This window comes from Petrotoga halophila DSM 16923, assembly GCF_002924615.1.
The window spans coordinates 1-23,187 of sequence record NZ_JALY01000227.1 but is presented as its reverse complement, the minus strand read 5'-3'; the positions used below and the strand labels follow the sequence as shown (position 1 = coordinate 23,187).

The window sequence follows — 23,187 nt, the reverse complement described above, 5'->3', positions numbered from 1 at the left end:
GGGCGAAGGGGGCGCTAAAGTAAGTTTTAAAGTAAGTTTAGAGTTTTTAAAGATAATTTAATAAAATAAAATGACATAGGGGGCATTAGAGTGATAAAAAGAGCATTGTTAAGTACTTACAAAAAAGATAAAGTGGTTGATTTCGCGCAAACTCTTCAAGAACTTGGAATTGAAATTATTTCAACGGGTGGAACCGCTAAGAAACTTCAGGAGAATGGTATCAAAGTTACGCCCGTTGAAGAAATCACCAATTTTCCCGAAATATTAAATGGAAGGGTTAAAACTTTGAATCCTTTTATACATGGAGGTATTCTTGCAAGAAGAGAGAACATTCAAGATATGGAAACTTTGCAAAATTTAAAGATAAAACCGATAGATCTTGTTTATGTTAATCTTTATCCGTTTGTAGAAGTAGCTAACAAACCTGATGTTGATCTGAATGAGTTGATTGAATTTATAGATATAGGTGGACCAACCATGATAAGATCTGCAGCCAAAAATTACAAAGATGTAATTGTTGTAGTAGATGAATCTGATTTAGAACATATATCAGCTAAATTAAAAAATAGAGAAGAGTTTGATGAGAAATATAGATTATACTTAGCTTCAAAAGCCTTTAATTTGACTGCCTTTTATGATAGTTGTATAAGTAATTATCTAAATGCTCAATTGAAAGATAAGGATGATTTTCAAGAATTTTTAACGGTTCCATTTGAAAAAAGCCGCGAAATGAGATATGGTGAAAATCCTCATCAAAGTGCCATTTTTTACAAAAATACTTTAAGTGTAGGAGCTATGACTTCATTTGATCAATTAAATGGGAAAGAATTATCCTTTAACAATTTGAGAGACGCAGATTCTGCATGGGAAGCTGTAAATGAATTTGAAGATATAGCATGTTGTTGTTTAAAACACAGTTCTCCTTGCGGTATTGCTTTAGGAGATAGTGTTTTAGAAGCATACAAAAAGGCTTATTCATGCGATCCTGTTTCAATATTCGGAGGGATAGTTGCTTTCAACAGGAAAATTGATGTTGACACTGCACTTGAGCTAAAAAAATTGTTTCTTGAAATAATAATGGCTCCAGAGTATGATGAAGAGGCTTTAGATATTTTACAAAAGAAAAAGAATTTGAGAATATTGAAAATGAACTCTAAACCAATTGATACGTATGAATATGTATCTGTTGATGGAGGGATTCTCGTTCAAGAAGTTGATAAAGGAGTTATTAATGAATTTAAGGTTGTAACAGAAACTAAAGTGTCAGAAGAAATCAAAGAAGAACTTGTGTTTGCATGGAAGGCAGTAAAACACGTTAAATCAAATGCAATAGTTGTATCAAAAAATAGGGCTATCACAGGCATAGGGCCTGGTCAGCCTAACAGGATATGGGCTGCTACGCAAGCTTTAGAAAGAAGTAAAGATAAAGGAGGGGACGTTTTAGCTTCAGATGCTTTTTTCCCTTTTAGTGATGTGGTAGAAAAGGCAGCAGAATACGGAATAAAAGCGATAATTCAACCTGGAGGGTCGATCAGGGATGATGAGTCTATTCAGGCGTGTAACAAATATGGAATAGCTATGGTATTTACTGAGATGAGGCATTTCAAACATATATAATTTGATTAAATTTTTAGTGTACAAAGAGCCCATTTTTTGGTATACTATTAATGGGTGATTAATATGAATGTAAAAATCAAATCTCTTATTTTACTAGTAATTACAATCTTTTCTTTTTATTTTTTACGAGCAGATTTTGAAAATATTGCTCTTATAGATGCTTTGATGGTTATAGCATTCACCGCCATTTCTGATAATATAAGAGTTTATTGGAATTACAGCAATAGGTTGGTCTCTAACACCGTAGGTTTTGTATATGCTTTTTTGTTAGGCCCTCAATATATTTTAATTTCCTCTTTAATCATTCTTTTCAGTAAGACAAAACATCCAGAAATTAGTAGGAAGTTATACAGGGCTCTTGTGTTCTCTACAAGCTATTCGTTATCTGCTTTAATTTCTTATAGATTCAGTCCCATTTTTTCTATATTTTTATTTTTGACTATTTCGAAAATTATTAACACCATTATAGTTGAAGGTAGAAAGAATTTTAACTTTTCAGTGTTTATTTATGAATATCTTTATTTTTTGAGTCTTTTACCTTTTTCTTATTTGTATTTACAGTTTGAGTTTTCTCCTTTTAAGTACTTGATAATTTCTGTGAATTTGCTCATACTATTGCTTTTTTATCTGATAATTAAAACAAGAAGCGATAAAAACGACGAAATTTTGAGAACCCAAAGAATACGAAAATTGAACGATGTGATTGTTAATTTGAGTAATGTCATCAGGCAACTTTCCTTGAAGGTATCCTCAGAGAAAATCCTCGATCAAATAGCAGAAATAATGCAGAAAAATATGGGTTATGCCTATGTTCTTATCAGTTTGTTTAACTATCAGAGTAATAAAGTTGAAAGGATAACACATCGTGGCCTTAAAGAAGAAATGTATGAAAAGATCAGAAGTCAAGAGGTTCCTATATCTGAAGTTCTTAAATTCATGGATGAAAGGTATAGTTATAAAGATACCTACTTTATTCCTCACGCTAATAAAATAAGCGAAACTTATACCTATCAACCTAGAGATGAATTGAGTATAGATTATTTAGAAGATAATCAAAATTTGTGGGATCCGAATGATTTATTTTTATTGGCTTTGCGAGATGAAAGAAACAACATTATAGGGTATATATCTTTGGATTCTCCAGAAAATAATTTAAGGCCGTCTAAAGAGGAATTGAACATTTTATCGGTTTTCGCTCAGTTAGTCTCACTGGCGTTGGAGCATTCACAAAAATTCATGGAGATTAGAGATCAAGCCGAGAGAGATAGTTTAACGGGACTTTTTAACCATTCTAAATTATTTTATGATTTGGAAAATTTTGAAAAAAATAAAGAGAAGATCTGTGCTGTATTTATAGATTTGGACGATTTTAAGGATATAAACGACAAATATGGTCATAAATTTGGTGATGAAGTACTTAAAGAATTTTCTCAATTAATATTGAATACTGTCAGAAATAAAGACAGGGTTTATAGATATGGGGGAGATGAGTTTGTAATTTTATTTACTGATATTTCAAAAGACGTTGGGAAAAATATTATAGAAAGGCTCTATGAGGCAATAAGAAATTTTCAACCAAAGATCAGTTTTAGTGCAGGATTAAGTACTTGTAATGAAGTGATTAATAGTTATAAAGAGATCGTTGAAATTGCAGACAGAAAAATGTATCTATCGAAAAATCAAGGTAAAGGCAATTTGATGGTGTAGTGGAGCTTTCTTTTGCTAGACATTTTAGAAATAAGACGAGGGTGGGCAGCGGGCGAAGGGGCGCTATATATAAAATTTTAAAGTTTATAAAAAAGAGTATTTTTTGCTAACGGGAGGAAAACAATAAAATGAAAGTTCTTGTAGTAGGCAAAGGTGGTAGAGAACACGCGATCGCTTGGAAGTTATCTCAGAGTGAAGATGTAAAAAAGGTATTTATAGCCCCTGGTAATGATGGTATAGCAATTGAAAATAAATGTGAATGTTTGAAAATAGAATCTATAGAAGAAATTATGAATTTTGTTAAGAATAATAATGTAGATATTACTATAGTTGGTTCAGAAGAGTACTTAGCAAAAGGAATAGTAGATAAGTTTGAGGAATCAAATTTAAAAATAATCGGTCCCAACCAAAAAGCCGCACAATTAGAAAGTAGTAAGATATTCGCAAAGAGTTTCATGAAAAGGCATAACGTTCAAACAGCATCTTTTAACACATTTGTTGAGTTGAAAGATGCCCTTGAATATTCTAAGAAGGCTTCGTATCCATTGGTGATAAAAGCCGATGGTTTAGCGGCCGGTAAAGGTGTTTTTATATGTAATTCTTATGAAGATTCTAGCCAAGCTCTTAATGAACTTATGAAAGAACAAAAATTTGGAGAATCCGGTAAAAAAATTGTTGTTGAGCAATTCTTAAAGGGTTTTGAAGCTTCTGTTTTCTTGCTTTTGGATGGTCAAAACTACAAATTTTTCAACGTTTCGAAGGATCATAAGAAACTGTTGGAAAATGATCAAGGCCCAAATACTGGAGGCATGGGAGCAATTACACCACATCCTGACCTTGATGAAAAATTAACAAAGGTAATATTTCAAAAAATCATAAACCCAACTATCAAAGGTTTAGAAGAAGAGGGTTTATTATATAAGGGATTCTTGTACATAGGTTTAATTATTGAGAATGGTGATCCACATGTATTGGAATACAATGTGAGGTTAGGAGACCCTGAAGCCCAATCAATGCTCTATTTATTAAAATCCGATTTTATTGATGTTATAAACGACATAAAAAAAGAGAGAGTTAACACTACCAATATTGAGTTTTATGATGGATTGTCTTTTTGCCTCGTACTTAGTAGCAAAGGCTACCCTTTTTCCTATACAAAAGGTGAAAGGATCACAATAAAACCAGGAATAACTTCAAAAATCTTTTATTCTGGCGTTAAAAAAGATGGTGAGAATTTACTTACCGATGGTGGTAGGGTATTATCGATAGTAAATAAGGCAGATACTTTAGAAGAGGTACGAAATATTGTTTACGATGAAGCAGAAAAAATCCATTTTGAATCAAAATATTATAGGAAAGATATCTAGTCAGATTCTAACCACTTTTGTTAATTTTGTGGCGGCTCATAGATTCTTCAATCTTAAGATATCCCTTTTTCATAGCTTTTTTACTAACTTGTACGTTAAATTGGTCGCCTTTGATTTTTTTCATCTTCTCCTTTATGCTTTTTGAGCGTTCAGAATCTCTTTTTAAAATGTTTTCTATGGTATTTTTTACGGCGGTTTCAGTTTTAAATGGTTCTAATTGTTTCAGTAATTCAAATCTTTCTTCTAACGTTTTAGAAAAAGTTTCAAAATCATCGTTCTTTAGCGAATCATCTAAGATTTTTTCCTTTTTGTTTATTTTACTAATTATTTCTTCTATTATGAGCTTTTGAGTACTCATTTAAACTCTCCTTTTCCTTCTTTTCGCTGCCCACCCTTAAGGAAGAGCAGAAGACTTTGCCCCTTCGATTCGCTGCCCGCCCAAAGTGTCTTTTTTGAATTATACCATATTTACCCGCTTTACATAACAAAATGGCGAATATTTGTATTTAGGGATATTTAATAGAGATTAGAGCTCATTATAATCGATTATTTCACTTTTTTGATGTTTTCTTGTATAATATAAGTTGGAGATTTTTTTATTTGCCAAATGGAAAAGGAGAATTCATTATGGAAACCAAAGTTATTGAAGTGGATCCATTAAATATTGAAGAGGAGAAAATTAAAGAAGCCGCTCAAGCAATCAAAGAAGATAAAACAGTAGTCTTTCCTACTGAAACGGTTTACGGTTTGGGAGCCAATGGCCTTTCAGAAAACGCCGTGAGAAAGATTTTTAAGGCAAAAGGCAGGCCTTATGACAACCCTTTAATTCTTCATGTGGCTAACGTTAGATCTTTTTTGGAGTACACTTATATTTCTTATACTCTTTTGGAAAAAATAGAAAGATTATTGCCAGGTCCAATTACTTTTGTATTAAAGAAAAGGGAGATTGTTCCAAATATTGTAACAGCAGGAAAAGATACTATAGCTTTAAGAATGCCGGCTCATCCTGTTGCCTTAAAATTGATAGAATACGCTGAAGTGCCAATTGCCGCACCGAGTGCTAATGTTTCGGGTAAGCCTAGTCCAACAATGGCGGAACATGTTTTAAAAGATATGTTTGGAAAAGTTGATTATATAATTATTGGAGGTAAGGTAGAGTTTGGAGTAGAATCAACAATAATTGATTTAACTCAAGGAAAGATACCTATAATATTACGTCCAGGTCCTATTCCACCTGAAAAATTAAAAGAGATTTTTGGTGATATTATCATTCCTGATTTTGCATATGGAAAAATAGAACCTGATTATATAAAATCTCCGGGTATGAAGTATCGACATTACGCTCCTAACACCCCCGTTATTTTAGTTGAACATGATGATGTGGATACCATGGTGAAAAAGGTTTTAGAAGAAGTAAAAAATTACAACAATCCAATAGTTCTATGTCTTAAAGAACATATTGGCTATTATAAGGATCATAATATTAATTTTGACACTATAGGTAGTGAAGCAAATTATTATGAATTTGCAGTGAAACTTTTTGAAATGCTTAGAAAATACGATGAAAAAATTGATGCTATGATTATTGAAGGTATAGAAGACAAAGGTATAGGTATAGCGGTTATGAACCGTCTAAGAAAGGCATCATACAAGATAGTATAATGAAACGCCCCGAGCGGGGTCAAGGTAAAGAAACACCCCGAACGGGGTCAAGGAGAACACCCAGAAGTGGGTTCAGTTAAAGAAAGGAAGGGGAAAAAATTGGAACTTTTATTTGATGTTGGTAACTCTTATACAATGGTAGGTATACACGAAGATGGTAAATTTTTGACGTGGAGAATTGGACCTAGTAGTTTTGAATCGGAGGATGGGTTATTTGTTGTCATTTCAAATTTATTAGATCGAGCAAATGTTGATTTAAAAAGGATAACTTTGGCAGGTATCTCATCCGTGGTTCCCAATGTTAACTTTATTTTAGAACAAATGTTAAAGAAATATTTTAGTGTTGAAACTATTTTTGTTACTACTAAGAATAAAATTAATGATATAGCATATTTGGTTGACTATCCTAATGAAATAGGTGCAGATAGAATATGCAACGTTATTGCATGTAAAGAAGAGTATGGCGATCACGTAATTGCTCTAGATTTTGGAACCGCTATAACCGTTGATGTTTTGGAAGGGGGTAATTTTGTAGGAGGGGCGATAATTCCAGGATTTAAGACGGCTATAAGCGCTTTGTTTTCTAGAACTGCCCAGCTTCCTAAGGTGGAGATAAAGGTGCCTGAATACCATTTGGGAAAAAATACAGTCGACAATATTCAAATAGGGGTAATAAAAACAACATTATATGGGATAGAAAGGCTTATTCACGAAATAAAACGAGAAAGGAACAAAGATTTTGTCGTTGTAGCAACGGGAGGAGACATGAGTTTCCTCTCAAGTAAAGTATCTATTTTCAAACATTACGATCCATATTTAACCCTAAAGGGGATATTATATTATTCTAGAGAAATCAAAAAATTGCGATAGGAGGCAACGATTTGAACTTCTTGGTTGTTAATCCTTGGATCTACGATTTTGCCGCATATGATTTTTGGCTTAAGCCATTAGGGTTGTTATACATAAGTGAGGTACTAACTTATTTAGGTCACAATGTAACGTTTATAGATCTGCTAAATCGGCATGATAACGATTTAATTGTAAAACATCCTCCAAAAGATAAAAAGTACGGAACTGGTAAATTTTATAATGAAAGAGTCGAAAAGCCAACTATATTAAAGAATATCCATAGAAAATTCAAAAGGTATGGATTACCTTTAAAATTGTTTGAAAGTAAATTAGAAGCAATAAAAAAACAGAACAAAGTTGATGCAATCTTGGTGGGAATCACTTTAACATACTGGTACTACGGTGGGGAAAAAACCATCGAAATTTTGAGAAGCTTCTTTCCAAAAACTCCTATTTTTTTAGGTGGTATTTATTCCACCTTGTATACTGAACATGCAAAAGATGTTTTTTCCAAATTTAAAGTTAATATTTGCCCAGGAACGGGCATATTTCCTTTAAAGAAAGTTTTGGAAATACTAAACGAGAATCTTACAGAATTAAATAACTTCAACTGGTTTGAAGATATTGATCTGACCTATGATTTTTATGATTCCTATCTCACTTATGTTGTTTTGGTTTCTTCCGTAGGTTGTCCTTTTCATTGTACGTATTGTGTAACTCCCAAGATGTGGAAATTTCAATACAGGAGTATAAACAAAATAATAAATAATATAGAGTATATTCTTAAAAAAAGACCTTATGTAAAAGATTTCGTTTTTTTTGACGATGCGTTCTTATTAAGAAAAGATATTAAAGAATTGTTGGAATCTTTATCTAAATTTAACGTTCAATATCATCTGCCCAATGGTGTACATGCCCGACGTGTTGATGATGAAATAGCTTTGTTATTAAAAAAAGCAAATTTTAAAACTATAAAACTCGGGTACGAAAGCTATGATTTTAATATTCAAAAAGGAACGGGGTTTAAGGTAACTAATAACGATCTTGTTAAAGCCATTACATCTCTAAAAAATGCTGGTTTTGAGATGAATGATATTTATGCCTACGTGTTGGTGAATCTACCATCTCAAAATAAAGATGATGTAAAACAAGCTGTAGATTTCTGCCATTCGCTCGGAATAAAGGTGAATTTAAACGAATTTACTCCAATTCCTGGTACCGTTGAATATGAAGAACTTGTCAAAAAAAATGCTATATCTTCAAACACGGATCCTTTGCTTCTTAACAACACTATTATTCCTTATTGGTCGCATTTTAGTCTTTCCATTAGTGATCTTGAAGAAGTTAAGAAATATACTGAAGTCAAATATACCGATTAGAAGAGATTATTAGGCATTAGAGGCTATTAAAATTGATTACGCTAGAAAATCTTTGAATTCTTTAGATTGACAAATAAGAATAAATTGACTATAATTATAGTCAAGGGGTGTAAAATATGTATTTAAAAGATTTTACATTTTATAGTTTAGCTGAAGCTAAAGCAAAATTCTCTCAAGTTGTTGATGAAGTTGAAGAGAAAGACATTGTTATCACCAAAAATGGTTTGCCAAAGGTTGTTTTGTTAGACTATGATAAATTCGTAAAACTCATGGATTTTGTTGATGAAGTTAGAGATATTTCCCTTTTTGAGATAGAAAACGTTGAAGAATATCAGAGAATTAAAGATTTTTTTAAGGATTTTGATTACTGAGTTCATCATTCTTTTTGAGTTGACTATGGGGTAAATGGTTTAGACCTTTTTTTCCTTATGGATGGGTAGCGGAGCGAAGGGGTGCTAAAACAAGTTTTAGACTTTTTAAAGACAGAAAAAATTAAAAGATGGAGGTGCTTTTTAATGGCTCAAGTTATATTAGACAAGGTTAACAAAGTTTACCCAAATGGATTTCATGCTGTAAAGGATGCAGATTTTGTAATAGAAGATAAGGAGTTTCTTGTACTACTCGGCCCTTCAGGATGTGGAAAAACTACTACTTTGAGGATGATTGCAGGGTTAGAAGACATTACAGAAGGAACAATAAAAATTGACCAAAAAGTTGTAAATGATGTGGAACCGAAGGATAGAGATATAGCTATGGTTTTCCAAAATTATGCCCTTTATCCACATATGACGGTTTACGACAACATGGCTTTTGGATTGAAATTAAGGAAAACACCTAAAGACGAAATCGAGAGGAGAGTTCGAAACGCCGCAAAAATTCTTGGGATTGACCATTTATTGGATAGAAAACCGAAACAATTATCAGGGGGGCAAAGACAGAGAGTTGCACTAGGTAGAGCTATCGTAAGGGATCCTAAAGTGTTCTTATTTGATGAGCCTCTTTCAAACTTAGATGCAAAATTAAGGGTTCAGATGAGAGCTGAGCTTAAGAAACTACAAAAAAGGTTGGAAGCTACAGTCGCTTATGTTACACATGACCAAGTTGAGGCTATGACTATGGCTGATAAAATTGTTATTATGAACGAAGGAGTAATTCAACAGGTTGGAGGAGCTTTTGATGTATACAATAATCCGGCCAACATTTTTGTCGCTGGATTTATTGGGACGCCTCCAATGAATTTCTTAAATGTAAAAGTAACAAGAGATAATGGTATTTGGTTCAAAGCAGAGGGAATCTCTATAAAAGTGCCCGAGGATAAAGCATCTTTACTTGAAAATTATATAGATAAAGATATTATCTTTGGTGTAAGACCAGAAGATATCTATGATAAAAACTTTTTTGAAGGTGCTGATGAATCTAATATTTTAAACACTATGGTTGATGTTGTTGAGCCTTTGGGTAGTGAGACTTTACTTCATTTAACTATCAATGGTCAATCTATGACCGCAAAGGTAAGCCCTCAAACACGAGCAGAATCTGGACAGAATTTTGAAGTCGCAATCGATTTAAAAATGATACATGCTTTCGATAAGGAAACAGAACAAGCTATATTTTAATTTTTATGAATTCATACCCTTTGTGCGGTTGTCACAAAGGGTTTTATCTAAAAATTTAATAATAATATAAACTGGGGGGATTCTATTGGTCATTAAGTTGGTATTCGGAGCTTTAGAAGGTGATAAAATTGATCTTCCTGTTCATTACAATAGACCTTTGCAAGGATTGTTTTACTATTTAATGTCTAATGCTGTGCCTAAGTACCACGATTTAGGAACAAGATCTGAAGATAAGAAGTTGAAGCTTTTCACTTTTTCAAGAATTTATCCCTATAACTCTTTTAAAGTTGAGAAAAGAAGAATGATTTTTAAAGGTTTATTCAATATTTATTTCGCTTCACCAATTGATAAATTAGTAGAAGCAGTTTTGAATTCTTTAAATGAACAAAAGGTTGTGAGAATCGAAAAAAATTATTTTACTTTGATGAAGTATGAAGTTATTCATAATGAAGTTGATGAAGAAATGCTTGTTAAAACTTTGTCTCCCATTACAGCATATTCAACTATCGTTTTACCAAACGGGAATCGTTATACTCATTATTTTTCTCCTTACTCATCAGATTTTAAAAAACTGATAGAAGAAAATCTCAGGAGAAAAGCTTTGGCATTGGAAATTGGAATAAAAAATAACAATTTTTATATTGAGCCTTATGGTATAACGGAAAAAAATGAAAAATTACTTTTTTACAAAGATATTATTATAAAAGGATGGACTGGATATTTCATTTTAAAAGGTGATACTCAATTGTTGAAATTAGCGCTTAATTCGGGATTGGGAGCTAAAAATGCACAAGGTTTTGGAATGATCCTTCCTGTAGAAAAGGATTCCATCAAAGAAAGAAGTTTTTTACAACTTGCTGAAGAAGGCTGAAATATAGATACATTGTAATTTTAAATTAAAAGTTCGGGGGTGTAATTATTGAATAAAAAAAATATCATATATGCACAATCGGGAGGAGTTACTAGTGTCATAAATGCTTCTGCATATGGACTGATAAGCAAGGCTTTAAAGGATCCACAAATTGATAAGATATATGTGGGAATAAATGGTATTACAGGGGTTCTTGAAGGTAAATTATTCGATTTAACAAAAGAATCAGTTGATAAAATAAATAATTTGAAAGCTACACCAGCAAGCGCCTTTGGTACTTGCAGACATAGATTAAAAGAAGGTGATGAAGAAGGTTTTCAAAAACTTTTTAAAACGTTCGAAGATTACAATATTAGTTATTTCTTTTATAATGGTGGTAACGATTCTATGGACACAGCCCATAAAATTGACGAATATTCAAAAAAGATAGGTTATGATTTAAAAGTCATAGGGATTCCAAAAACAATAGATAACGATCTGTACGGCACTGATCACTCTCCAGGTTATGGTTCTGCAGCAAAGTATTTGGCAATTTCAATGTTGGAAGCAAGTATAGACACGCGTAGTATGGCAAAAGACTCTACAAAAATTTTCATAATGGAGACAATGGGCAGACATGCAGGTTGGCTTACAGCAGCTACTTCGTTGGCTAAATTAAATGGGGATTTTGGACCTCATGTTATTTTGTTACCAGAAAGGATTTTTGAAGAAGATAATTTTATAGATAAGGTTCAAAAAGAGGTAAGTAAGAATGGTTACTGTACGATAGCTGTTTCGGAAGGTATTAGGTATAAAAGCGGCGCATTTGTTTCTGATATGGGATACACCGATAGTTTTGGAAACAGACAGTTGGGAGATGTTGGAAGGGTTGTAGCCAACATTATTTTAACAAGGTTAGGCTTGAAGGTACATGTGTCCATTCCAGATTACCTCCAGAGAAGTGCAGGACACATCGTTAGTAAAACTGATCAAGCTGAAGCGGTTATGATAGGGGAAAAAGCCTTAGAATATGCTCGGGATGGTATCTCAGGATTTATGGTAACAATTAACCGTCTCTCAAATGACCCTTACAAAATAGAATTTGGAAAGGTCCCATTATTCGAGGTGGCAAATAACACCAAATATTTACCTGAAGAATATATTTCTCATGACGGTTACGGTGTAAATGATGATTTTATTGATTATGCCAAACCTTTAATTCAAGGAGAAAGTTATCCATCTTACGAAAATGGTATTCCTAAATACGTATCTTTTCCAATTGAAGATAGATAAGTTATAGAATAAAAACCTGTTATAAGATCTCAAGCATAAAGACAAGAAACAGATCATACTTTAAACAAAAAGCCGAGCAATGTTGCACTCGGCTTTTTTGCATTTAATGATTTATGGTTTTTTGATATCTTTTGAAGCTATTGGTGGATCCTCTTTCAGTTGTTGTAGTACTATTTCTATAGCCATATCGAGTTGTGGATCTTTCTTTTCTTTGTAATCTTTTGGGGTAATATCTATTTCAATATCCGGATCGGTTCCATAATTTTCGACGTCCCATCCAACATCTTTGAACCAAAAGGCCATTTCTGGTTGGGTTGTTATAGTATGATCAATCAGTGGGTTCCTGGGCCAAATTCCAATCACTCCTCCCCACGTTCTTTTACCTATAAGTTTCCCTAGTTTCAACAACTTGAAGGAGTGGCTAAAAATATCGCCATCTGAACCAGCAAACTCGTTAGTTATAGCAACCATTGGACCTCTAACACTATCATATTGATAGGCTTCGGCCTCTCTATATGGTGAGAGATCGTATCCAATAAACTTTCTATTCAATTTATCCAAGATCAGAGAAGATACAAAACCACCACTGTTGACCCTTACATCGATTATGAGTCCGTCATATCTGACTTCGCTTAAGAAGTTTCTGTGAAATTCTGCGTATCCAGTGTATCCCATATCTGGGATGTGAATGTATCCAATCCGTGAATTAGTTTTTTCATGGACATATTTCTTGTTTTGTTCTACCCATTCTCTGTATCTTAAAGAAGTTTCATCTTTTAACGTTTTGACAACATACTTTCTCTTTTGTTCAATATTATCGCCGTTTGATACTACTATTTCAACATCTTTGCCACTGTAATTCACCAAAATTTCATTGGGTATTTTATCTTTTATTTCTATGCCGTTTATCGCTAATAAGTAATCTCCTTCTTTTACTTCGACTCCTGGCCCAAGTAATGGTGGTTTATTTTTTTCGTCCCATATATCCCCGTTAACAATGTGACTAATCTTGTAAAGGTTTTTATCTTCATCCAGTATCAAATCTGCCCCTAAATAGCCTATTTTGTAAACTGGTTTGGGCTTGTATTCTCCCCCCATCTCGTAGGCATGTGATGATTTTAATTCTCCTTGCATTTCCCATATTAAATCAGAAAATTCTGTTCTTGTTGCTATTCTTTCAACTAGAGGATAATACTTTTCTAAGATCTTGTCCCATTCGATTTTGTCTAGTTTGTCTTTGTTCCAAAAATAAAATTTTTGTAGACGCCAAGCTTCACAAAGCATTTGTCTCCATTCTAACAGTGGTTGAACTTCCACATTGATCCTGTGAAAATCTATCCAACCACACTTTCTCGTATACTTATTTTCACATTCTTTTTCTTGTTCTGGCGAGGGAGGATTAGAAGTTTTAAGAATTCTTAAGTCATCTTCAATCCGTATGGCGATTTTTTCTTTGTCCTCGGAAATTTGAAATTCCGAGATTCCCTCAAGATAAGTTTTTTCTTCTTTTTCTGTGAGATCGTAGTATTTCAAGGTTAATTTTTCATGTTTCTCGCTGAGCATATCTTCTTCATCTTCCAGTACCCCACTTACAGTAGAAATAGCGTAAAAAACCTTATCTTTTGCAGCTTGTATGTTTACATATCTTTCTTCACTAACTGGGAAGGGTATAATTCTATCAGCGATGTTATCAAAATCAATATCAACTTTTATTTCTTCTTCTTTGTCTTTCCTTTTTTCTCTGTCTTCACTTTTACTTATTTCTTGGAAAGGTGAAAAGAAATCTTTTTTGAGTGTTATAAGATAAGGTTTGGTTCCTTTTGAGAAGGCTAAATTCATTTGAAATCTATCTTCAATTGGGTTGAATATTCTATAAGATAGAAAATAAAGGTATTTTCCGTCTGGATCAAAGACAGGGTCTACATCAAACAGAATTGGTTCTGTAACTTGGTGTATCTCTCCTTTTACTTTATCAAATATCATAATAGCCGCTTGCTTGTTGTTTATAAATTTTGAATAAGCAATCCATCTACCATCTGGAGAAAAAGAATATCCATTAATGGGACCAATGGTACTTTTATCCACATCAATCTTCTTATGGTTTCTCAAATCGATCAAGATAAGTTCGTTTCTTTGATTAGTTAACAAAATCTCTTCATCTTTAGGAGAGGCAACGATATTCATAACCCTTCCTAAATCATATTCCTTGACTTTATCGATTAAATTGCCACTTTTTAAATCGTACACCTCGATATGTTCATAATTATTTTCATCACTGATTGTTACAACCTTTTCTTCATCTTTTAGATTTAAGTATGTGGTAAGTCTATATCTGACACCGCTTTCTTCCCCAAGTTGTTTAACGGGACCGTACCAATTGTTGTAATAAAAGCTTTTGCCTCTGTGAGTGCTTATTAAATTTTCAGCATCTTTAGATATAGAGAAACCTTCAAAATACTGTGTTGGTTCAGCGAATTTTCTGTTTCTTTGTGGTAAGGTACTGTAGTATTTTATATCTACCTTTTCTGATACGTTATTTGATAAATTCAAAATGTAAATATCAGAACCGGCATGGTATACAATATTTTTTTCATCAGATTTTGGGTTTCTGACATAAAAGTCGTTATGATACGTATGTTTTTTTAGATTTTTGCCTTCAACTGTGCAAGAGTATATGTTAGCGACATCCTCATGGTCTGAGACGAAGTAAATTCGGTCTTGGATCCATATTGGATTGGCAAAGTTGGATTTTAAATCGAGCAATTTTCTGAAGTTGTAGTTCCCTTCTACGTCTATCAGTAATTCTCCAGCCGTTCCACCTCTGTACTTTTTCCATCTAGCAGGATCTCCGGTTTTTCTGCCCAAAACAACACCTTTTTCTTTACCAAATGAGATTTCAGTGGCTATGCCAAAATCTAATTGTTTTAATTTCCTCTTATCTTCAACGTCGACTTCCCATAAGGATGTAATCCTTTTAAACGGTTGGGTATAATTTGATGAAAAGATTATCTTTCCATTATGCCAACATAGTACTTTGCTATTTGCGCCTAGATATGTTAATCTAATTGGTACACCACCCGTAGATGGAATTATATAGACGTCTGGTACACCTTCATCTCTTCCTGTAAAGGCTATCCATTTTCCATCTTCAGAAAAAGTCAAATCGGAGATTTCTCCAACATTTGTGGTTAACCTCCTGGCTATCCCCCCTGAAGAAGAAACTACCCAGATGTCATCTTCAGCAACAAAGGCTATTTGATCGTTGTAAATAGTTGGAAATCTGTAGTAACCGTTGAACTCTTCACTCATAAATTCTTCCCCCTTTTGTTATTATAAATTTTCATAGAGATAGTTGATTATGGAATTTTCAAACTCTTTCACATTTTGAACATCTAAAGGAAAGTTGTTTTCTATTAAGCTAAAAAGATAATATTTTCCACTTTTAGATTTGAAAATCCCGCTGATTGCTGAATCGTAATACAAAGTTCCGGTTTTTGCATAAATTTCAAAGTTGAAACGTTTTTCAAGAGTACTGTCTTCGTAGGGCGACGCTAAGTAATCGAAAAATTTAGATTGATACTTTGAATATAGATAAAATAATGAATCTGATAACATATTTGGGGAAATTAAGTTGTACATAGATAATCCACAGCCATCTTTAATTATATAGTCGGTTGGGTCGTATCCTAAGGTTTCTTTGATAACTTTCTTAAAGTGATTTTCGGAATCTTCTATTTCTCCATTACCGTAAATAGCGCCAAGATCTCTAAAAATTTGTTCGGCTATCTGGTTATCGCTTGTTTCCAACATTTGTTGTATTATATCTGTTAAGGGTGGAGAATAATTAGAATATAGCAGAGTGACGTTAGCAGGCACTTCTTCATACCTTATTTCTCCCCAAAATTCAACACCTATTTCTTGTAAATACAATGTTGTAAGAAAGTTTATATAATCCCTTATTTCGTAGTTTGTTTTATATTTAAAAGATTCGTAGCTTGTTTGCCAAATATTAATTGCAGCTATTTGTGGTTGGGGGTCATCCCACATCCAGCCTCTCCCGAAACCTTCTTCTGTCATAAAAGTATAATCAAAAATTATATCACCGTATATCTTTTTTATTCCCCTATCCACCGTTGCCCTTTTTAGTATTTCTTTGTATTGTAAAGAAGTTAAGACAGGATCTCCAAAACCTTTTATATATAGATTTCCTCTGAAATTATTTGATATTTCCCCTGTATAGTATATTTTGGTTTGAAATTTGTAGTCATCTCCTAAACTTTCTAAGGCGACAAGTGCGGTAAGTAATTTTGTGTTTGAGGCTGGGATGAATAACTTTTCAGAATTGTAAGCAATAAGAACGTCATTGGTAGCAAGATCTCTCAACTCAAATCCAACAAACCCGTGAAAAGTTTCCAATTTTGAAATTAATTCATTTTGGATTTGAGGAGGTATAGGGGGTGTTTCTGAAGGCGCTATAGTAGGAGCAGGTTTGGATTCAGGTTCAGCTATTTTGGATGGTTCTATTATTTGTATTTTCTTGGAATCTTCGTCATCTCTAGCAATTGGAACTCTACTAGAAATTGGAGCAGCAATGGAAATGGTACTAAAGTTAAAAAAAACTATAATAAAGATTGTGAGACTCAAGACGTTAAAAAATTTACTGGATCTTAAGTTATTTTTGAATTTAATACTGTTCACTCCTTTTCAGAATTTGTTTTGTAAGCTAAGGCTGTCTCTATTAGCTTTCTGTAATTATTAATAACTTCCTTGAAGTCATGATCTTTAAGCATCATACCCATACCTTTGGTAACAGAGGTAAGAAATTCTAAGATGTATTTAGCTTCGATATCATTTCTTATTTGCCCTGCATTTTGAAATTCAGCGATCTTATCAGTGATTACCTTTCCAAATCGTTGATAGTAGTAATCATTTATAATTGAAGTAATCTCAGGATGTTCAAAAAGATCATCTATAGGGTACTCTTTCATCAGAGTTTGAACATCGAAGTTTAAGTTTGATAGATAGTCAAGAACTTCTTGGAAAGTGTTAAAATCATCAACGTATTTCTTAAAAGGAATAAAGAAATCATCTAATAAGTTCTTAATAAGAAAAATTATAAATTCATCCTTTTTACCGAATTTTTTATAAACAGTCGATTTGCTGAGTCTGGCATCGTAGATAACCTTTTCATAATTGAAGTTAGTGATACCGTGATTGAGCAGCTCACCTTTTGCTAAATCGATTAATATTTCAATCTTATATTGTGTATTTTTTTTTGAAGGTTTTTGCCTTTTAGTCATTAATCTTCTCCAACTTATAAAATTTGATTGAAGTACCTCACAATTTTATATCTTTTAAAAAAAGAGTGTAATCTCTTTTCATATTAATATAGCTTCTTTTAATATTTCATCTTTTAGCTCTTCTCTTATAGCTCTATCTGAAACAACATCAACTTTAACATTCAGTTTTTCCCGTAAGAAAATTGATAATCCTGCCATATCGAACAGAGTTGCACCTTCTTCGAATCTAACTATTATATCCAAATCACTATCCCTTTTCTCTTCTCTTCTGGCATAAGACCCAAAGATTCCTATAATTTCAGCCTTGTAATTTTCCTCTATTTGTTTCTTTAAGCTTCTTAGAGTTTGAATTATTTCTTCTAAACCCAGACTTTCCATTTGTATTTCACCTTCTTCACTTTTTTGCCTTTTCAATATAAACTTTATGAATCATTTTATATTATATCATTCTTTGAGAACTAGAAAAAAATGCACTTACTAAATGAAAAGTGTGCCAAAAATAAGTGTCCGCTAAACGAAAAGTTAATACTTTATCACACAAATCCTGCATAATGAGTTTGGTCGAAAAAACATTGTACAGTAGGGGAAAAAGGTTATAGAGATGGTACAATACAATTATATAAGATTTTCGTTTTTTAACAAACACAAAAGTCAAAGAGCGATAGCAAAAGAAATGGGGATACAAAGAGCGACGGTTAAAAGAGCTAACAAAGACCCGAAACAGAAATATCATATGAACGTTGATAGAGATAAACCAGTAAATGGTGATTTTAAAAAACGTATCAAACATTTGCTAGAACATAATTCATAGGGAACCTCTTAGTTGAATGGTGTCAAAAAATTTATATAAAGAGGAGGTAAATATTTAGTATTGTAGGCATTAAACGTTGTTTAAAATGAATGTATTTGAGTTATTGAAGAGAGTATGTTATTTATATCTATGGAGGTGAGGGAAATGAAAAAATTAGTTATTTCGTTGTTAGTGATTTTTACTCTTAGTTTATCTGTCTTTTCTGTTTCTTTTTTAACCCCTGAAGCAGGAGTTATTGAGGAAGGATATATTTATACAGATACTTTTAATCCCGCATGGGGATTGAGATGGGGTCTTTTTGGATTTATAGAAACAGGAGTTTCGCAAGTTAACAATGGGGCATATTTAAAAGCAGGGTTTAATGAGTTAAACGGTGTGCCAGTGAAATTCAGTCTCGGATATTCAAATACATTTAACTACCAATCATCAATCTTTTCAGCAATAGGATACGATTCTGATTTTATGTATTTTGATGTTGGTGCAATTTATTATGAGGAAACAAGATGGGACGAAAGTTCGAGTGATAATCTGATATTTAGAAACTATGGAGCTTTTGCAAAAACAAGTGTTAATATCATAAAAGAAGATTTATCAGATAGTTATTTGAATTTAGAAGGTGCCATAGGTTTTAAAGATGATTTTTCTGTTGAAAATTATATGGTTTCTTTTTATGGAGTACAGGATTTTAAGAATAAAATATGGATTTTTGATGGATTGAATTTATATGCTGGTTTATCCTTTCAAAATGAGACTAGCAGTTCAATAGTTTTGATTGAAGATATGAATATTGTTTTGGGACTTTCAACAAGAATAAAAGTTTTTTGATAAATAAAAAATAAATGGAATGATATTTGAACTTCTTAATTACCAACTATTTTTATGAGATAACCAATGATTTTTTAGTTAAGAGAATTTATAGGAAAGCATGTTATTTTAAGAGGGGGTACACTTTTCGTTTAGTAAGTGCTACATTATGAATATGTACAAAATGATATAAATATACAATGTATATGAAAGAGTTTCCTGAGTAAAGGGGAAAAATTGAATTTTCATCTAAAATTGTTCGTGAAAATTTTTACCTAACCCTTCCAAAGGAAAAGGGTCTTCGTAAAACGCTTAATTTTGAGAATTAAATTTAAGATATTAATTTTTATATTTATTAAAAAATTCAAAGGCTCTCAGGGCTTCTTACAAAGAGGTGGTTTGTGATTAGCATAAATAAAAGATTTTATAGGTTAAAATTTGTATTATTTGATTGTTCAACTCGTTCTGTCGGAAAACTTAGGTTTTCCGACAATATTTTCTTCATCTTTCATCTTTTTCGATAGTATTTATATATATTTTTTCTTAGAGAAATTTTCTCGAATTTTTAGTAATTTACCCATATTAAAATTTCTAAATTTTTTGTCTTAGTGAGATTCATTGAGTGTAGAAAGTATAATTAGAAATTTTTCAAAGAACCAATCAAAAATATCGATTTTTTATATTGCACAGTAACTTATATTATTATATAAGCATTATATAATAATATAAAAATTATAAACTATATTTTGTAAAGTATGTATACATATAAAGTAGGATTATAAACATAACACGATACAATATATCATTAATGATACAATGCATAATTCGCATTTCTTTTTTCGAAAATAATTACCGAAAATTAAGAATCTAAATTTTCAATAAAATACTTATGCAACTTTACCTTTAATTCAAAACCGAGATCTCTAAGAACATTATCTAGCCCTTTTAAAGTTAGGTAGAGCTTATCTTCATAACAATTTTCTCCCATATGGCCTATTCTAAACACTTGATTTTTTAAAAAATCAAACGCTCCACCAATCATTATGTTATGTTCGCTAAGCATCTTATTATAAATAACTTTAAAAGAAGTTCCTTTAGGTAAAACTACGGTAGTTACTGTATTTGAAAAACCATCTTTTGGATACAATTCAAGCCCACCTGATATTAAGCTTTTTCTTACCGCATTCGCTATCTTTTTATGACGTTCTAGACGATCATTATCTTTGAGTAATCTTTCAACTGCAACACTAAAACCAAATATATCACTTATAGGGGGCGTATATGGGAACCATTTATCTTCGTACCAACTCTTCCAATTGGCAAGGTTCACATAGAATCCAGTAATTGGAGTTTTTCTATCTAAAATTATTTTCCAAGCCTTTTGACTAATACTTAAAAAAGTAATACCTGGAGGTGCAGATAAACATTTTTGTGAACCTCCCAAAAGAATATCTATATCCCATTTATCTGTCTCGATTTCTTCTCCACCTATAGACGAAACAGCATCTACTATTGAAAGAATACCGTATTTTTTTAATGAGGAGTTTATTTGTTTAATAGGATTAGTAATTCCTGAAGGAGTTTCACAATGTACAAAAGTTGCTAATTTAAAATCGTGATTTTTCTCTAAGAAATCTTCCAAAGCTTTCACATCAATTGCTTTTCTATAGCCAGAAGTGAAATATTCTACCTCTCCACCATACATCTTTAAAAAATCACCAAAACCCTTCCCAAAAATCCCGTTTTCTATACAAAGGACTTTATCACCTGGTTCAACCAACGAAGCGCATGCTGCTTCTAATCCTAATATTCCTTCTCCAGAAAGTATTAAAACCTCGTTTTCCGTATTTAACAGTTGTTGTACCTTTTCACATGTTTTTTTGTAATATTCATAGAAGTTAAGATCCAAATCTGGATTTGTTATCTTTTGAGATAGAGCATCTCTTACCTCTTCACTTACATAAGTTGGACCCGGCGTCATAATCATTGGAACGCTTGGAAACTTCAAATACATCCCTCCCAAAACCAAATTACTTTTTGAATTATTCAAATTATATCATACAAAATCAAGAGTTTTGGTGGAAATAGACAATACCGTTTTTTGGTTGTTAATAATATATTTTTAAATATTTTACATTAAAAAATATAAATTATGATATCATTATATGAGTATAATCGTATATAGTAATATAAAGGAGGTGAATATTCAATTAATGGAAGAACTTTTTAAGTCTCTTGGAGATGAAAATAGACTAAGAATTTTAAATTTATTGATGCAGCAGCAGGAACTTTGTGTTTGTGAATTGGAAGTACTTCTTGAAATGACTCAATCCAATGTTTCTAGGCATTTAAGTAAGCTTAAAACTACTGGAATTATTTCTTCTTCAAAAGATGCTCAATGGGTCTATTATAATATAAACCCTGAATTTAAAAAAGAGCATGAATTACTTTATAGGTATTTAAAGGAAAAATTTCAAGAAAATATTTTATTTATAGGCGATATTGAAAGATTCGAAAAGTATAAAGAACATAATATGAATTGTCACTTGATTAAGAATGATAAAAAGAATGTTTTAAAAATTCTGGCTCAGGAGGTACAAAATGGCGAAGAATAAAATTAACACAAATGAAGAATTGAAAATAGCTAATGAAATGGGGATCTTTGAACGTTATCTAACTATTTGGGTTATACTCTGTATTATTATAGGAATTATGATTGGAAATTGGATTCCTATTATACCCCAAACTCTTAGCAAATTTGAATATGCAAATGTTTCTATTCCCGTAGCGATATTAATATGGTTAATGATTTATCCTATGATGCTCAAAATTGATTTTTCAAGTATTGTAAACGCTACAAAAAAGCCTAAAGGATTGACAATAACTACTATTACTAATTGGTTAATTAAACCTTTTACAATGTATTTGATCGCAACTTTTTTCTTCAAAGTAGCTTTTAATGGATGGATTTCTCCAAATTTAGCGGAAGAATATTTAGCAGGAGCAGTACTTTTAGGTGCGGCACCGTGTACAGCCATGGTTTTTGTTTGGAGTCATCTTACAAAAGGTGATCCAGCTTATACTTTAGTTCAGGTAGCTGTTAACGATTTAATTTTATTATTTGCCTACACTCCAATAGTTGCCCTATTATTGGGAATAAGTAATATAACCGTACCGTATGATACTTTGTTTTTATCTGTAGTATTATTTGTTGTTATTCCACTACTTTTTGGATATTTATCAAGGAAATATATAATTAAAAATAAGGGTAAAGAATATTTTGAAAATGTGTTTTTAAAAAAATTTGACAATACTACAATAATAGGACTACTACTCACATTGATTATCATATTTTCTTTTCAAGGTGAAACTATTTTAAATAATCCAATTCATATTGTACTTATTGCAATACCTTTGATTATACAAACATTTTTTATATTTTTTGTTGCTTACTTATGGGCAAAAGTGTGGAAGATAGAATACAATATTGCAGCACCTGCAGCCATGATCGGAGCGAGTAATTTTTTTGAGTTGGCAGTTGCTGTTGCTATTTCACTTTTCGGACTGCAATCGGGAGCAACACTCGCTACTGTCGTGGGTGTATTAGTAGAAGTTCCAGTAATGCTAACTCTTGTAAAAATTGCTAATAAAACCAGATATTCGTTTCAAAAAAGTTCTCTATAATTTTCCAGATTAATTGATATATTATATTAAAAGTACTGCTAAACCAATAGAAGATGTAATTCTTGTTGTGAAATAATTCTTTCAATTTTTCGACCTCTTCAAAGGAATATTAGGTATTTTATTCGGTAGACTGTTCATCTGGGTACGGATATATTTAACATTTATTCAATATCAATTTTAAAATATTTAGATATAATAATTACACCCCTCCCCAGGTCGGAGGGATATAAAGCTAATCGGTGATATGT

General features: G+C 32.1%; 20 protein-coding genes. 14 read left to right on the top strand and 6 right to left on the bottom strand.

Features of this window, described 5'->3' with window-relative positions; genetic code table 11:
* The first annotated feature begins 90 nt into the window (after positions 1–90).
* The 3 genes from purH to purD all read left to right on the top strand — a co-directional run bounded on the left by purH (position 91) and on the right by purD (position 4,691).
* Positions 91–1,617 carry a bifunctional phosphoribosylaminoimidazolecarboxamide formyltransferase/IMP cyclohydrolase gene (gene purH / locus AA81_RS11265; RefSeq protein WP_103899059.1) on the top strand — a complete coding sequence of 509 codons (1,527 nt, stop codon included), beginning with the start codon at positions 91–93 and terminating at the stop codon, positions 1,615–1,617.
* Between the two features lie 63 nt (positions 1,618–1,680).
* Entirely contained in the window at positions 1,681–3,324 is a 1,644-nt protein-coding gene (locus AA81_RS11260; RefSeq protein WP_103078429.1) for a sensor domain-containing diguanylate cyclase, read from the top strand.
* A gap of 128 nt (positions 3,325–3,452) precedes the next feature.
* Positions 3,453–4,691 carry a phosphoribosylamine--glycine ligase gene (purD, locus tag AA81_RS11255; RefSeq protein WP_103078428.1) on the top strand — a complete coding sequence of 413 codons (1,239 nt, stop codon included), beginning with the start codon at positions 3,453–3,455 and terminating at the stop codon, positions 4,689–4,691.
* 7 nt (positions 4,692–4,698) lie between these two features.
* Here purD and AA81_RS11250 read toward each other — a convergent pair whose 3' ends face one another.
* Positions 4,699–5,049 (bottom strand): hypothetical protein, encoded by a 351-nt coding sequence (locus tag AA81_RS11250; protein ID WP_103078427.1) that lies wholly within the window; start codon positions 5,047–5,049, stop codon positions 4,699–4,701.
* A gap of 269 nt (positions 5,050–5,318) precedes the next feature.
* Between AA81_RS11250 and AA81_RS11245 the strand changes: the two genes are divergently transcribed.
* The 7 genes from AA81_RS11245 to AA81_RS11215 all read left to right on the top strand — a co-directional run bounded on the left by AA81_RS11245 (position 5,319) and on the right by AA81_RS11215 (position 12,340).
* The gene (locus AA81_RS11245; protein WP_103899061.1) at positions 5,319–6,353 is read left to right on the top strand and encodes an L-threonylcarbamoyladenylate synthase; all 1,035 of its coding nucleotides are present in this window, start codon (positions 5,319–5,321) and stop codon (positions 6,351–6,353) included.
* 66 nt (positions 6,354–6,419) lie between these two features.
* A complete protein-coding gene (locus AA81_RS11240; RefSeq protein WP_245863608.1) occupies positions 6,420–7,223 on the top strand; it encodes a type III pantothenate kinase in 804 nt (267 codons plus the stop codon).
* An 11-nt stretch (positions 7,224–7,234) separates the two neighbouring features.
* On the top strand, positions 7,235–8,581 hold the full coding sequence (locus tag AA81_RS11235; protein ID WP_103078426.1) for a B12-binding domain-containing radical SAM protein: 1,347 nt from the start codon (positions 7,235–7,237) through the stop codon (positions 8,579–8,581).
* 116 nt (positions 8,582–8,697) lie between these two features.
* Positions 8,698–8,952, top strand: a complete 255-nt coding sequence (locus AA81_RS11230; protein WP_103899058.1) for a type II toxin-antitoxin system Phd/YefM family antitoxin — start codon at positions 8,698–8,700, stop codon at positions 8,950–8,952.
* Between the two features lie 144 nt (positions 8,953–9,096).
* On the top strand, positions 9,097–10,197 hold the full coding sequence (locus tag AA81_RS11225) for an ABC transporter ATP-binding protein (RefSeq protein ID WP_103078424.1): 1,101 nt from the start codon (positions 9,097–9,099) through the stop codon (positions 10,195–10,197).
* Positions 10,198–10,282: 85 nt separating this feature from the next.
* Positions 10,283–11,068 carry a CRISPR-associated endoribonuclease Cas6 gene (cas6, locus tag AA81_RS11220; RefSeq protein WP_103078423.1) on the top strand — a complete coding sequence of 262 codons (786 nt, stop codon included), beginning with the start codon at positions 10,283–10,285 and terminating at the stop codon, positions 11,066–11,068.
* A 48-nt stretch (positions 11,069–11,116) separates the two neighbouring features.
* The gene (locus tag AA81_RS11215; RefSeq protein ID WP_103078422.1) at positions 11,117–12,340 is read left to right on the top strand and encodes a 6-phosphofructokinase; all 1,224 of its coding nucleotides are present in this window, start codon (positions 11,117–11,119) and stop codon (positions 12,338–12,340) included.
* Positions 12,341–12,451: 111 nt separating this feature from the next.
* Here the strand turns inward: AA81_RS11215 and AA81_RS11210 are convergent, their stop codons facing one another.
* The 4 genes from AA81_RS11210 to AA81_RS11195 form a co-directional block, all read right to left on the bottom strand.
* The gene (locus AA81_RS11210; RefSeq protein ID WP_103078421.1) at positions 12,452–15,649 is read right to left on the bottom strand and encodes a S41 family peptidase; all 3,198 of its coding nucleotides are present in this window, start codon (positions 15,647–15,649) and stop codon (positions 12,452–12,454) included.
* A 21-nt stretch (positions 15,650–15,670) separates the two neighbouring features.
* Complete coding sequence (locus AA81_RS11205) at positions 15,671–17,038, bottom strand: D-alanyl-D-alanine carboxypeptidase/D-alanyl-D-alanine-endopeptidase (protein ID WP_103899057.1); 1,368 nt, start codon at positions 17,036–17,038, stop codon at positions 15,671–15,673.
* On the bottom strand, positions 17,035–17,640 hold the full coding sequence (locus tag AA81_RS11200; protein WP_103899056.1) for a TetR/AcrR family transcriptional regulator: 606 nt from the start codon (positions 17,638–17,640) through the stop codon (positions 17,035–17,037). The genes AA81_RS11205 and AA81_RS11200 overlap by 4 nt, the downstream gene beginning before the upstream one ends.
* Before the next feature lie 78 nt (positions 17,641–17,718).
* Entirely contained in the window at positions 17,719–18,018 is a 300-nt protein-coding gene (locus AA81_RS11195) for a nucleotidyltransferase family protein (RefSeq protein WP_103899055.1), read from the bottom strand.
* Positions 18,019–18,241: 223 nt separating this feature from the next.
* Between AA81_RS11195 and AA81_RS11190 the strand changes: the two genes are divergently transcribed.
* Both AA81_RS11190 and AA81_RS11185 read left to right on the top strand, forming a co-directional pair.
* Positions 18,242–18,451, top strand: coding sequence for a hypothetical protein (locus tag AA81_RS11190; protein WP_103899054.1), 210 nt, complete (start codon positions 18,242–18,244; stop codon positions 18,449–18,451).
* Positions 18,452–18,595: 144 nt separating this feature from the next.
* Complete coding sequence (locus tag AA81_RS11185; RefSeq protein WP_103899053.1) at positions 18,596–19,276, top strand: hypothetical protein; 681 nt, start codon at positions 18,596–18,598, stop codon at positions 19,274–19,276.
* A gap of 838 nt (positions 19,277–20,114) precedes the next feature.
* Here AA81_RS11185 and AA81_RS11180 read toward each other — a convergent pair.
* Positions 20,115–21,242, bottom strand: coding sequence for a pyridoxal-phosphate-dependent aminotransferase family protein (locus AA81_RS11180; protein WP_439331576.1), 1,128 nt, complete (start codon positions 21,240–21,242; stop codon positions 20,115–20,117).
* Between the two features lie 226 nt (positions 21,243–21,468).
* On the opposite strand from AA81_RS11180, the gene AA81_RS11175 reads away from it, so the two are divergent.
* Together AA81_RS11175 and arsB are read left to right on the top strand one after the other, a co-directional pair.
* Positions 21,469–21,870, top strand: coding sequence for an ArsR/SmtB family transcription factor (locus AA81_RS11175; protein WP_103899051.1), 402 nt, complete (start codon positions 21,469–21,471; stop codon positions 21,868–21,870).
* A complete protein-coding gene (gene arsB, locus AA81_RS11170; protein ID WP_281256303.1) occupies positions 21,857–22,939 on the top strand; it encodes an ACR3 family arsenite efflux transporter in 1,083 nt (360 codons plus the stop codon). The genes AA81_RS11175 and arsB overlap by 14 nt, the downstream gene beginning before the upstream one ends.
* The last annotated feature ends 248 nt before the right edge of the window (positions 22,940–23,187 follow it).